The sequence below is a fragment of the Nitratidesulfovibrio sp. genome, from assembly GCF_040373385.1.
Classification (GTDB): Bacteria; Desulfobacterota; Desulfovibrionia; order Desulfovibrionales; family Desulfovibrionaceae; genus Cupidesulfovibrio.
This window is the reverse complement of sequence record NZ_JBDXXH010000002.1, coordinates 73,121-85,246: the sequence shown is the minus strand read 5'-3', so window position 1 is coordinate 85,246 and position 12,126 is coordinate 73,121. Positions and strand designations below refer to the sequence as shown.

The window sequence follows — 12,126 nt, the reverse complement described above, 5'->3', positions numbered from 1 at the left end:
ACCCAACCGTTACAGCCGCCAGCCCTGCGCCTGTTCGCGCCTGCGCCAGAAATCGGCGTACAGGCCGCCACGTTCCAGAAGTTCCTCGTGCCTTCCGGCATCCACAACGGTTCCCTGCGCGCCCAGCACCACGATGTGGTCGGCATCGCGAATGGTCTGGAGCCGGTGGGCTATCACGACGATGGTGCGCGTACCGCGCAGGCTGTCGATGGCCTGCTGCACGGCGCGCTGGTTTTCCGGGTCCAGCGCCGCCGTGGCTTCGTCCAGCAGCAGGATGGGGGCGTCCTTCAGCATGGCGCGGCCAATGGCGATGCGCTGGCGCTCTCCGCCGGAAAGCGCCGTGCCGCCCTCACCCACCTGGGTGGCCAGGCCCAGGGGCAGGCGTTCCAGCATCTCGTCGATGCGGGCCCGGCGGATGACCTCCGCCAACTGGACATCGGTGGCGTGCTCGTTGCCGATGCGCAGGTTTTCCTCGATGGTGGCGTCGTACAGATAGACGCTCTGGAACACGAAGGAGAAGCGGCGCATCAGGTCATCGGCGGGCACGTTGCGCACATCCGCCCCGGCCACCCGCACGTTGCCCGCGTCCACGTCGCGGAACCGGGCCGCCAACTGGAGCAGCGTGCTCTTGCCCGCTCCCGACGGCCCCACCAGCGCGGTGACGGCGCGGGATTTCGCGTGCAGGGTCACGCCCCGCAGAACCTGCGTGGTTCCGTAGACAAAACGCACCCCGTCGAATGCGATATCGAAATCATCACCCATGGCCTCCGGCAGGCCGGGTTCCGGCAGCGGGGGGGTATCCAGCACCATGCGCATGCGCTGCAACGTGTTGCCCGCGATGCGCACGGACGCGCCAAGGTCGGCGGCGATGACCATGGGCTCCATGAACCGGGCCGCCAGCACCAGCAACGCCACCAGTTCGGCCAGCCCCAGCGCGCCGGAACGCACCAGCAGCACGCCCTGCCCCAATATGCCCGTGAAGCACAGTTGCAGGACCACGGAAAAGAGAATCAGGCCGGGGACGGCGGTGCGCAGCAGGGCGTGGCCGGTGGCATGCTGCCGCTCGAGCGCCGTGTGCAGCAGTGCTGCGCCCTTGTCGCCCCTGTCATAGGCGCGCAGCACGGCCTGCATGCGCGCGAATTCCACCAGCCGCCCGTTGGCTTCGCTCCCCGCCGCGTCCGCCGCGTGCTCGGCCCGGGCGGCCAGCACGCCCGCATACCGGTAGGCGCCCCACAGGCAGGGAGCCCCGACGGCTGCGGCCAGGGCCACGCGCCAATCGAACAGGAACATGCAGACAAGGACGGTCGCCGGGGTGACGAAGGCGCCGACGATGGGCCGCAGCAGGTGCGCGGGCACCCCCATGACGTCGATGACGCCCTTGCTCATGAGGCGGCTGACCTGTCCCACCCGCTCGCCGCCGAACCAACCCAGCGGCAGTCGGACGATATGGCGCGAAAGGGCCTCGTACAGATCGGCGGCCAACCGTTCGCCGCCTGCGTAGCAGGCCAACTGCGCCCGGTACTGCACCCACGCGTACAGGCCAAGCACCCCGACCATGCCAGCCAGCCACCACCCTGCCGCAGCAACCTGCCCGCGCAGCAGGGCGGAGGTGAACGGCACCAGCAGGGCAAAGCCGATGCCCTGGACAACCGCCGCCATGGCCGTGAGACGCAGGGGGGCCGCCACATCCCGGTCGGCATGCGCCGATACGCTGCGCAGCACCCGGATCATGCCTCCACCTCCTGCATCGCGGCAGGTCGGGGCGCGGGAGCGCGGGGGCCCTCCCCGTCTGGTCCGATATCCGGCAAGGCGGCGCTCCGGCGCCGATGCACGGGCGGCGCATCGGCATCGCCACCGGCCTCTGCGCCCACGTGCGCGGCCCACATCCGGGCATAGTCGCCGCCCTTTTCCAGCAATTCCCCATGGGTACCCGCTTCCGCGATACGCCCTTCAGCCAGGACCACGATGCGGTGCGCGCCGATGATGGTATCCAGCCGGTGGGCAATGACCAGCAGGGTACGCCCGGCGACGAGTGTCGCCAGGGCCTGCTGCACCTCGGCCTCGGAAGCCGGATCGGCGAAGGCGGTGGCCTCGTCCAGGATCAGCACCGGGGTATCGGCCAGCAGGGCACGGGCAATGGCCACGCGCTGGGCCTCGCCTCCGGAAAGGCGGACGTCCTCGTCCATCACGCTGTCGTACCCGCACGGCAGCGCGGCGATGACATCGTGGATGTGCGCGGCACGGGCCACCCGCTCCACCTCGTCCTGCGGTGCGTCGGGCCGGGCGAGGCGGATGTTGTCGCGGATGGAGGCGCGCAGCAGTTGCACCTCCTGAAACACGAAGCCGATGTAGCGGCCCAGTTCCTCGGGGGGCATGTCCCGCAGGTCCACGCCGCCCAGCGTGATGCGGCCCGCTGCGGGGTCCGCGCAACGCAGCAGCAGGTTGGCCAGCGTGGACTTTCCCGATCCGGAACGCCCGACCAGCGCGGTCATGGTGGCGGGCACCAGGTCCAGGGTGATGTCATGCAGCACGGTGCGCACGCCGTCGTAGCTGAAGCTGACCCCGTCGAAGCGGATATGGGAACCCTGTGGCGTTCGTGGTGCGGCCGGACGGGCCAGGGGCGCAACCCCCAGCAGTGCCGCCACGCGGTCGGCTGCGTCCGCCGCCCCCTGCAACTTGGGCACGGTGCTGGTCAGGGTGCCGAGGGGGGCGGCAAGCCCGGTGCCCAGCAGCAGGAAGGGCAACATATCCACGGGCGGCAACCCGCCGCGCGCCACGAACACAAGCCCTGCCGCGCACGTCCAGGCCAATGTCCCCCCCGGCGAAAGCAGCACCTCGTTGGCCGCGGAAAGACGCACCAGCCCGCGCACCCAAGTGCCGAAGGCATCAAGGAATGCGCGTGTCGCCCGTGCAAGCCTGTCATGGGCTTGCCGCGTGCGCCCGAACACCTTCACCACCTCTATGCCGTGGACGAATTCCACGGAGGCGGCGTTTATCTCGGCGAGATGGGCATTATAGGCGTCGAGGTGCCGGGAAAAGTCCGTCATCTGGCGCAGGTACACGACCACGCTGACGGCGCACGGCACGACGGTGAGCAGGGCAAGGGGCCAATGGATCGACGCCAGGTAGCCGAGAATGAGCACCGTCAGCACCAGCGCCCCCACGATGTCCAGACAGGTGTGCGCCACCATGTGGTGCATGGCTGCCACATCGTCCTGCACGGCCTTTTTCACCGCGCCGGATGCATGCCCCGAAAACCAGCCGAGCGGCGCCCGGCGCAGCACTTCCGTCATGCGGTGGCGTACATGAAACTGGAAGTCGTTATCAGCAAAATGTGTCAATGCGCCTGCGGAAAACGAGCACACCACACGCAGGACCACCGCCCCCAGCACCATGGCCGCGATGCCCCATGTTTCCGTTGTGTCCAACCCTGGGCCGTCGAGCAACCGTGCAAGCTCCACCACGGCCACGAACGGAACCATGCCGCAGGTTGTCGCCACCACTTGCAATGCGCAGGCCGCCAGCAACCGCCCCCGAATGGGGCGCAGCAACTGCCACAGTTTGCGGAGTCTGGTCGTATCGATCATCCGTGTTCCTTCGGGACTGGTGGTGTCCAAAGTGTTCAGCAGCTAAACACTCTGCCCAACAAAAAAGGGTACCGCGTACCCCTTGGCGTGGAAGCGCTGCACGCGCCTCATTCGTCAAGGTACCCGCGCATCCACTCGCTCATCCGCCGCCCGAACTCGTTGATGCTGGCGAACGAGCCCTCATCCAGCGTGCCCAGCCAGGCCAGGAATTCCTTGTCGTGGCGGGCATGGAATGCTTCGTGACTAGCGCTGGCACGCTCGCCGGCGCCGGTGGTACAGACCACCACCCGCGAGCGGTTGTCCGGGTCCACGTTCTTTTCAAGCAGGCCCTTCTGCACCAGCTTTGAAACCAGCATGGACACGGCCCCCTTGGTCACGCCCGTCTGCTGGGCCAACTCGGTTATGCTGGCGCCGCCAAGCTTGTGGACCTTGGAAATCATGTGCATCTCTGCCGGATAGAGCGGCATCCCCACCCCGAAATCGTAGGCTTTCCGCTCGATTTCCGAGTAGGTTACCAGCGTCTTTTCCAGGCTTTCGAAAAGAACGGCGATGGCTGCATGTTGTGGCATGGGGAAGTGTTTAGCAGCTAAACACATACCCGTCAACGCCCGGCAGGGTGAGAGTTCAACAGAGGCCGCCCCCTCAAAAAATAAGTGGAATTTGTACGATTTGGAATGGCTTGAGGCATAACGGAGCGCTCTCAAGCCCAGAAAACAGCTATGCACGGCCCTTCCGCTGGTTTGAAAAAAAGTAACATTCAAGAATATCTTCCAGTACACACAGCAACACAAACAGACACCTTTAAATGCCATTCAATAATCACGCATAAACCAATTCGCGCTCGAATAGTGAAGTCTGAAGCGCACCAATGGACAAACGACAAGCATCGACCCGGTGTATCTGTTGGAAGCGGTCCGGCAAGGGTAAGGCGGCGCGGCGGAGGCAAGGCGGTCCGGGCCGCTACCCGTCTCGCGGTACGGACCACGCCCGGACGGCCCGCCCCAAAAGGCTGAAAGCGACGGCGTTCCGAAAAAACACCCAAAAGGGGCATCCTGTTGTTGACAACCCCCGGCCAAAAAGGGTAGCTCTCCCTCCGCACGAGGGAACAGTGGTTTCGCCCGTCCCGCGTGCCGCCCCGAAAGGGCGGGAGTAACTCAGTGGTAGAGTGCAACCTTGCCAAGGTTGAAGTCGCGGGTTCAAATCCCGTCTCCCGCTCCAAAATTTTGCCCCCAGGGCACGGAAGGCCGCCGCAAGGTGGCCTTTGTCGTTTCCGGCGGCAGGAACAGCCACGGATGACGGGGCACGGCACCATGCCCCTGCCCCCTGATCCACCCCGCTCCCCTATCCGGTGCCGGCCACGCCACTCCCGCCTCCTTCCATCCAACGCCCTCCAACCCGGCCCCCTTCCATCCCGCACGCGTCACCACGCTGCCCGCATCCGCTCACGCCACTGCACCGCCGCCACGCCATTGCCGCAATCTGGCAAAGCGGTTGCTCCCCAGCCGTACTCGGCATATGCCGAAAGCATCACCACCAGCCGCAGGACGCCCCATGCCCCGCATTGCCATCCGCCTTGCCACTCCGGACGATGCCGCCGCCGTCACCGCCGCGTTCCATGCCGCCATCCACGGCAAGGCGGCGTGCTGCTACGACGCGGAGCAACTGTCCGCATGGTGCGCGGGTCGGGACGTGGAGCAGTTCCGGCGCGAGCTTGAACTGGGCATGAATCCGTTCCTGGTGGCCGAGGCATTGGCCGCCCCCCCCCTTGAGGTGCTGCCGGAGGCCGCATCCGTGAACGCACGAGAGGCGGAAGCCAGTGAACCACGGAAAGCCGCGCCGCCCGCAACCGTGCCTTCCCCTCGCGTGGTCGGCTTCGGCGCGCTGCGCGGCGACGAGGTGGCCTACCTGTATGCCGCTCCCCAGGCCCCGCCCGGCACCGGCAGCGCACTGCTGCGCGAACTGGAACGCCACGCCGAGGAACTGGGCTGGCCGGAACTGCGCCTGACCGCCTCGCTCAACGCCCTGGATTTCTACAAGGAGCACGGCTACCGCGAACTGCGCCGGGATATCCGGGTGATGTCCGTGGAGGGCGGCTTCGTGCGGCTGGTGGCCATAGAGGCCCGCAAGAGACTCAAGCCGCATGACGGACGGCCTTCCAGAACGTCCGGCGAACCGGCCCTGACGGAATGACCCCTGTGCCGGGCGTCAGGCTTCAATCCCGCGCGCCCGCCTTTCGCATTCCCGCCCGGGCAACCGGGTTCCGCCCTGCCCCCCACCCGACTTCAGCCCCCGTCCCTCCCACCCGGACCATCCATACGGCAGCGCCCCCTTTACGCCGCCGCAAACCGCAAAGCGCGTGCTTACCGTCGCCCAACTTGCACTGGCCGCGCGGTTGAGGCATGAACTCCGGACGCGCCGCCGCAGCCCTCTCGTACCTGCTGGCACGCCGGGTTCTTCCGGCCTTCGCATCCGCCCTGCCCGGCGCATTTCCCGGCAACCGGCACATTCCCTGGCAACCGGCGCATTCCCTGGCAACCGGCGCATTCCCTGGCAACTGGCCCACATCGGCTCCCGCAGCCATCGGCCCACAAAAGGACAGCCCATGACCGAACAACCGGGCACCCTGCCCCCCCATAGCACCGAATCCGCGCCCACGGCGGAATCACACGCCGCCGAACTGGAACGCCTGCTGGCCAAGGCGGGCGAACGCTACGAAGTGGGGTTCGAAACCCTCACCGTGGATGACGCGCCGCTGGAAATCCTGCAAATCCGCAACATGACCGGCCACCTCGACCGGCTCATCGCCACCAACGCCATCAAGGACCCCCTGCGCGACCTGCCCCTGTGGGCCAAGATATGGCCTGCCTCGTTCCTGCTGGGGCGCTTTCTGCGCAAGCTGGACCCGGCAGGCAAGAGCCTGCTGGAAGTCGGCGCGGGATGCGGCGTTACCGGGCTTATCGCGGCGCGCTACGGCTTTGCCCGCGTGACCATCACCGACGTGAACGACGACGCCCTGCTCTTTGCGCGCATCAACGTGCTGCGCAACGGTCTGGCCGACCGGGTGGAGGTGCGCCGTTGCGACATCACCACCGCGCGTCTCGACGCCCGCTACGACGTCATCGCCGGGGCCGAAATCCTGTATCTGGAAGACCTGCACCGCCCGCTGGCCAAGTTCCTTGCCCGCCACGTGGCCCCCGGCGGACAGGCCATGCTGTGTACCGACAAGCGCCGCAAGGCCGCCCACTTCCTGAAGCTGGCCGGGCGCGACTTCGACGTGGCCGAGCAGCCCGTGGGCATCAAGTCCACCGGCGACGACGGGCAGGAAGAACGCCGCCTGTTCCTGGTGCACCGGCTTACCCCCAAGCGCACGGGCGCGAGCCCCGCCGCTCCGGCCCAATCGGCGTAGCCGATCAGGTCAGCAGTCGGCATAGCCGACCAAAACATCAGGCGGCGTTGCCGACCAAAGCATCAGGCGGCGTTGCCGACCAAAGCATCAGGCGGCGTAGCCGCCCAGGCCACCAATCGCCTCGCATCCGCAACCTCGACCCTTCACGGACCAGCGCATGATCAAGCTCTCTCCCTGCCCCAAGGGCTATACCAAGGACCAGGACAAGGCCACCTCGCCGGTGGAAACCGTGCGCCGCGTACGCCAGCGCCTTGCCAGCCTCGACGTGGACATCCTTGCTGAAACCCGCCGCGTGGACGTGGACCGGCTGGGCATTCCCGTGTTTCTCAGCATGTGCGGGGCCGACGCCAAACGCGTCATGCCCACCCGCAAGCAGATGGGCAAAGGCGCGTCCGTGGAGCAGGCCGAGGCATCGGCCCTGATGGAGCTGATGGAGCGCTACAGCTTCTTCACCTTCTGGCGCGACATGCCCGGCATGGTCGAGGCCACCTGGAGCGAGGCGCAGGCCCGCTTCGGCGATGCCCTGCTGCCGGTGCAGGAAATCGCCAAATCAGTACACGACCCCATCGCCCCGCAGGATGCCGTGCGCGCCCTGGACCTGATCCGCTGGAAGTTCTTTCCGGCCACGGTCATCCCGCGCGACGGCACCGAAGGCCGAGAGGTGTGGCTGCCGCTGGACTGGTTCAAGAAGCTGGGCGAGTTCAACGGCTCGTCGGCGGGCAACACCGAAGAGGAATCCATTCTTCAGGGCGCCTGCGAACTGGTGGAGCGCCACGTGTGCTGCGTCATCGACCAGACCATGCCCGAACTGCCCACCATCGACATTTCTCCCGACGGCTCCATCGACGATGCCGTGCTGCGCGACCTGCTGGACCGCTTTGCCCGGCACGGCGTGCAGGTGGCGCTGAAGGACTTTTCGCTGGGCCTGCCCGTGCCCACCGTGGGCGCCGTGGCCTGGGACCCGGCCACCTTCCCGGTGCGCTCCGAGATCGTGTACACTGCGGGCACCGCCGCCACCCCGGCCAAGGCCGCCGTGCGCGCCCTGACAGAAATCGCCCAGCTCGCGGGCGACTTCATCACCGGCGCCTGCTACGAGGCATCCGGCCTGCCCAAATACGAACGGCTGGAAGACATCGAATGGCTGCGGCGCGGCCCCGTGGTGCCGCTGTCCTCGCTGCCCGGCGTGGAGTCGGATGACATCCTGCGCGAGCTCACCACCCTGTCCGACGGCCTTGCGCAGCAGGGCTACACCCTGTTGTCCATCTCTACCCGCAACCCCGACGCGGACGTGGCCACCCACTACAACATCGTGCCGGGGTTCCGCTTTCGCGAACGGGACAAGAACGCCTCCATCGGCCTCTTCGTCGGGCGCATCCTGAGCGAGGAAGCCGATGTCGAAACCGCCCTGCACGGCCTTGAGGTGCTGGCGGAACTGTACCCCGGGGCGCATTTCGTGCCGTTCTTCCGGGGCATGCTGGCCTTGCGCGCCGAAGCCCTGGACGAGGCGCGCCACTGGTTCGAAACCAGCGAGCCCCTGCAACCCGACGCCGACGCGCGTGGCCTTGCCGCCTTCTACGGCGCCTACGTGCATACCCTGGCCCAGGACTGGGCCGCCGCCCTGCCCGGCCTGGACCGCGCCGTGACCGCCTGCCCGGAAATGAAGGAATACTTCAACCTGCGCGGCGTGTGCCACTTCAAGCTCGGCGACTACGCCAAGGCCGCCGCCAACTTCGAAAGCGTGCTGCGCCTGGACAAGGGCTCGGTCATCGACCTCGCCAACCTGGGCCTGTGCCACAAGTTCCTCGGCGATGCCGACACGGCAGCACACCTGCTGGAAGCCGCCCTCGAAATCGATCCCTCCCTCGACTTCGCCCGTACCCATCTTGCGGAGTTGCAGGCCCAGACAGGGTAGAGAAGAGAAGAAAATACAAAGAAGTAACCGGGGGGAAGGAACCTTTTGCGGCAGCCGTTAGGTGAGCGCGAAGATCGACCCGAAGGGCGCGAAGCGTGGCCGTTGGCGAGCTTGCGAGCCGTACGGCCATCGTACGCAACGCGCGAATCTTACGGATGGCGACCGCAGAGCGCAAAAAGGTTCCTTCCCCCGGACCCCCTACCTCCCAAACTTTTTAATTGGGGTAGAAAATTGGCTCATGGCTATCAGCCATGAGACTCACAGAAAACTTTACACGAAAGCAAAGCGGGGAGAAGGCGATGCGCCTTCTCCCCGTTCCTTTTTTTTACCTTGAAGGGGGTGCAGGGGGCGGTAGCCCCCTGCCCGCCGGAGGCTTACAAAAAAGCCACCCACCTACGCCGAAGTCCCACCGGCCTGCTGGTCGCGTTCGCGGATTTCGGCGCGCTTGATCTTGCCGCTGATGGTCTTGGGCAGCTCGGCCACGTAGTCGATGATGCGCGGGTACTTGTACGGCGCGGTCACCTTCTTCACGTGGTCCTGAAGCTCCTTGGTCAGTTCGGGCGAGGCGGTGTAGCCAGCGGCCAGCACCACGGTGGCCTTCACGGCCTGCCCGCGCAGGGGGTCGGGCACGCCGGTCACGGCGGCCTCCACCACGGCGGGGTGGGCCACGAGGGCGCTTTCCACCTCGAACGGTCCGATGCGGTAGCCGGAACTCTTGATCAGGTCATCCACGCGCCCCAGGAACCAGTAGTAGCCGTCTTCGTCCATCCAGGCCTTGTCGCCGGTGTGGTAGTAACCGCCGAACATGACCGAGGCGGTCTTTTCCGGCTCTTCCAGATAGCCCCGGAACAACCCCACGGGCAGCCCCTCGGCCACGCGCACGCAGATTTCGCCCTCTTCGCCGGGGGGGCAGACGTTGCCCGCCGCGTCTTGCAGCACCACGTCCCAGCCGGGCATGGGGCGACCGATGGAACCGGCCTTGGGCGCCATGCACGGCAGCGTGGCTATTTGCAGGGTGGTTTCGGTCTGGCCGTAGCCTTCATGGATTTCAAGGCCGGTGGCGGCCTTCCAGTCGTGGAACACGCTGTCGTTCAGCAGTTCGCCCGCCGTGGTGCAGTGGCGCAGCTTCGACAGGTCGTAGGCGGACAGGTCCTGCCGCACCAGAAAGCGGTACACGGTGGGCGGCGCGCAAAAGGTGGTCACGGCGTGGTCGGCCAGCACGCCCAGCAGGGCCGCCGGTTCGAACTTGCCCCGGAAGTCGTACACGAACACCGATGCCCCGGCCATCCACTGGCCGTAGAACTTGCCCCACACCGCCTTGCCCCAGCCGGTGTCGGCCAGGGTCAGGTGCAGGTCGCCGGGTACCAGGTCGTGCCAGTACACGCCGGTCAGCAGATGGCCCAGCGGATAGGTGTGCACGTGCTCCACCATCTTGGGCATGCCCGTGGTGCCGGACGAAAAGAAGATCAGCAACGGGTCTTCGCCGCCCGCGAATTCCAGCGGACTTTCCGGGCGGGGAAACTTGGCCTCCGCCGGGGTGAAGATGGTGTCGTAGTCCACCCAGCCGCGCGGCAGCCCATCGCCCCCCACCTGCACGCACACGGCAAGGCCGGGACAGTCTGGCCGGGCGGCCTCAACGCGGTCGGTAATGGAGTGATCGACGATGACGCACCGGGTCTTGGCACGCTCCACGCGGAACACGATGTCCTTGGGGGTGAGCTGTGCCGGGGCGGGAATGGCCACCGCGCCAAGGCGGTGCAGGGCCAGCATGGACACCCAGAACTCGATGCGCCGGTACAGCACCAGCATCACCCGGTCGCCCTTGCGGATGCCTTGCAGGCGCAACGCGTTGGCCAGCTTGGCAGAGGCCTCGGCCATCCAGGCAAAGGTGTAGTCGCGCCGCACGCCCGCATCATCCACATGGGCGATGCACAGCCGCCCCGGATCGGACGCCGCGATGGGGTCCAGCACGTCGAAGGCGAAATTGAAGGTCTCCGGGGCGTCGATGCGAAACGTGGCGCAGAATTCCTTGTAATCCCTGGCGGTGAATTTTGTCGTGTAGGTCATGGGTGCATTCCTGCGAAGCAATCCCTTGCGGGCTTGTTGACTGATGGCGTGTACGGCGCGCCCCCCTATTGGCGGTGGGGGCGTTTTCCTGCGGCGTAATCATGGGGGACGTTGGCGCCGACGCTAACGCGACACCGTGCCTCAGGGACCTTCGTACGATGAGGATTTTCGTTTGCTGGCAAGGAAAACAAGTCCGGCATGAGGGAGTATACTCTTCTCGTATTCGACCGAAATGCCGGACGCAGTTTGACGCCGCCAGCAAGCGAAAAGACCATCGTACGACGGTCCCTAGCTAATTACGTCGAGAAACACCGCGTCCGCGCCGTCAAGGCCGCGCAGGGCGTGCGGGATGCGCGAACTGAAGTACAGGCTGTCGCCCGCGCCCAGCACGTGCCGCGCGTCGTTCAGCCAAATCTCCAGGCGGCCTTCCAGGATGTAGATGAATTCCTGGCCCCGGTGGTAGTTGAACACCAGGTCCTTCTCTTCCTTGGGCGGCACGCGCACCAGAAACGGCTCCATGCGGCGGTTGGTGAAGCGCGAGGCAAGGTTCCAGTAGTCGTAGTCCTTGCGGCGCTGCACCGAAAGGCCCTCGCCCTTGCGCACCAGGCTGTAGCCGTGCAGGTGGGCGTCACCGCCAGAAATCAGCGCGGTCAGGTCAACGCCGCATTCACGGGCCACGTCGGTGAGAAAGCTCACCGGTATCTCCACCTCGCCGCTTTCGAAGCGGGCCACCTCGTCCGCAGTGACGCCCACCTTGTCCGCCAGTTCCTGCTGCGAGAAGCCGCAGGCGTCGCGCAGCCCGGCCAGGCGTGGCGCGATCTCCTTGTAGGGCGGTTGTTGCATCGTCCGTTCCTCCTGTTGTGCTCCCACGCCCCCGCACCTTGCAGTGGCGCTCTCGACTGCCGGGGGAAGCATTGCGATACCCCAGCGTGCCGTAAATGAAAAGCCCGCTATGCCAATGGCATCCGCCGCCCGCGTGGCTGACCGCATGGGGTTGCGGGGCCTGTGGGTCAATCCGGCCATTCTCGCCAATCGCACTCGTCCGGTCGGTCGGGCAGCCCGTCAATCCGTCGAATCAGGAGCGCACCAAAACGAAAGGCGGCGCGGACCGGGAGGCCCGCGCCGCCGTGATGGCATGCGCCTTGCCGACCGCA

The 12,126-nt window shown here is 66.4% G+C and carries 8 protein-coding genes and 1 tRNA gene; 4 read left to right on the top strand and 5 right to left on the bottom strand.

Going from position 1 to position 12,126, the window contains the following annotated elements:
• Positions 1-9 precede the first annotated feature (9 nt).
• The 3 genes from ABWO17_RS03390 to ABWO17_RS03380 form a co-directional block, all read right to left on the bottom strand.
• Positions 10-1,731 (bottom strand): ABC transporter ATP-binding protein, encoded by a 1,722-nt coding sequence (locus tag ABWO17_RS03390; RefSeq protein ID WP_353116091.1) that lies wholly within the window; start codon positions 1,729-1,731, stop codon positions 10-12.
• Positions 1,728-3,587, bottom strand: a complete 1,860-nt coding sequence (locus ABWO17_RS03385; protein ID WP_353116089.1) for an ABC transporter ATP-binding protein — start codon at positions 3,585-3,587, stop codon at positions 1,728-1,730. The genes ABWO17_RS03390 and ABWO17_RS03385 overlap by 4 nt, the downstream gene beginning before the upstream one ends.
• A gap of 107 nt (positions 3,588-3,694) precedes the next feature.
• Positions 3,695-4,156 (bottom strand): MarR family winged helix-turn-helix transcriptional regulator, encoded by a 462-nt coding sequence (locus ABWO17_RS03380; protein ID WP_353116087.1) that lies wholly within the window; start codon positions 4,154-4,156, stop codon positions 3,695-3,697.
• 574 nt (positions 4,157-4,730) lie between these two features.
• Here ABWO17_RS03380 and ABWO17_RS03375 point away from each other — a divergent pair.
• The 4 genes from ABWO17_RS03375 to ABWO17_RS03360 all read left to right on the top strand — a co-directional run bounded on the left by ABWO17_RS03375 (position 4,731) and on the right by ABWO17_RS03360 (position 8,905).
• Positions 4,731-4,805: transfer RNA gene (locus ABWO17_RS03375), tRNA-Gly, on the top strand.
• 333 nt (positions 4,806-5,138) lie between these two features.
• On the top strand, positions 5,139-5,777 hold the full coding sequence (locus ABWO17_RS03370) for a GNAT family N-acetyltransferase (RefSeq protein WP_353116085.1): 639 nt from the start codon (positions 5,139-5,141) through the stop codon (positions 5,775-5,777).
• A 412-nt stretch (positions 5,778-6,189) separates the two neighbouring features.
• Positions 6,190-6,993, top strand: coding sequence for a class I SAM-dependent methyltransferase (locus ABWO17_RS03365; protein WP_353116083.1), 804 nt, complete (start codon positions 6,190-6,192; stop codon positions 6,991-6,993).
• A 157-nt stretch (positions 6,994-7,150) separates the two neighbouring features.
• A complete protein-coding gene (locus ABWO17_RS03360; RefSeq protein ID WP_353116081.1) occupies positions 7,151-8,905 on the top strand; it encodes a YcaO-like family protein in 1,755 nt (584 codons plus the stop codon).
• A gap of 393 nt (positions 8,906-9,298) precedes the next feature.
• On the opposite strand, the gene ABWO17_RS03355 is transcribed toward ABWO17_RS03360, so the two are convergent.
• Positions 9,299-10,972 (bottom strand): AMP-binding protein, encoded by a 1,674-nt coding sequence (locus tag ABWO17_RS03355; RefSeq protein ID WP_353116079.1) that lies wholly within the window; start codon positions 10,970-10,972, stop codon positions 9,299-9,301.
• 288 nt (positions 10,973-11,260) lie between these two features.
• Positions 11,261-11,815: a helix-turn-helix domain-containing protein gene (locus tag ABWO17_RS03350; protein ID WP_353116077.1), complete on the bottom strand. Its 555-nt coding sequence runs from the start codon at positions 11,813-11,815 to the stop codon at positions 11,261-11,263.
• Positions 11,816-12,126: the final 311 nt, after the last annotated feature.